Annotated in this window: 1 protein-coding gene; it reads right to left on the minus strand. The window is 71.6% G+C overall.

The window, feature by feature from the left end; genetic code table 11:
* Positions 1-23: 23 nt before the first annotated feature.
* Entirely contained in the window at positions 24-365 is a 342-nt protein-coding gene (locus GTR02_RS22125; RefSeq protein ID WP_166609602.1) for an SdpI family protein, read from the minus strand.
* Positions 366-451: the final 86 nt, after the last annotated feature.

The following is a 451-nucleotide window of genomic DNA, read 5'->3' on the forward strand; positions in this document are numbered from 1 at the left end:
CGGTCATGCCGAGAAGCGAGCGGTCAGCGACGCGGGTGCAACGCCCGCGCGGCTCGACCAGCCACCACCGCAGCCTGCAACAGCACCCCCACCACGGCGACGTAGCTGACCCCGAAAGCCGTCACGGTCGCCACCTCGCCCCACGAACGCCCGGAGCCCACCACGGCGAGCACCACGCACACCACCACAGCCACCGCCGCGACCCAGCCGGCACGACGCAGACCCGGCTCCGCCGCCCGGTGAGCGAGTCGCCAGCACTCATCGCAGTGCATGGTCGCCTTGGTACGCACACCCATCAGGCCGTTGCGCTCTAGCCCCCCGGAGTGGACGGCCCGGGCCATAACCAGCAGCAGCCCCGCGAGCACCACCAAGCCCCACGCGGCCGAGACGACAGCTCCTACCGGCACGCTCGCACCCCTTCCAGCACCGTGGATCGACAAGCCTCAGCCTG

It is taken from the genome of Kineococcus siccus (assembly GCF_009906795.1).
Lineage (GTDB): Bacteria > Actinomycetota > Actinomycetes > Actinomycetales > Kineococcaceae > Kineococcus > Kineococcus siccus.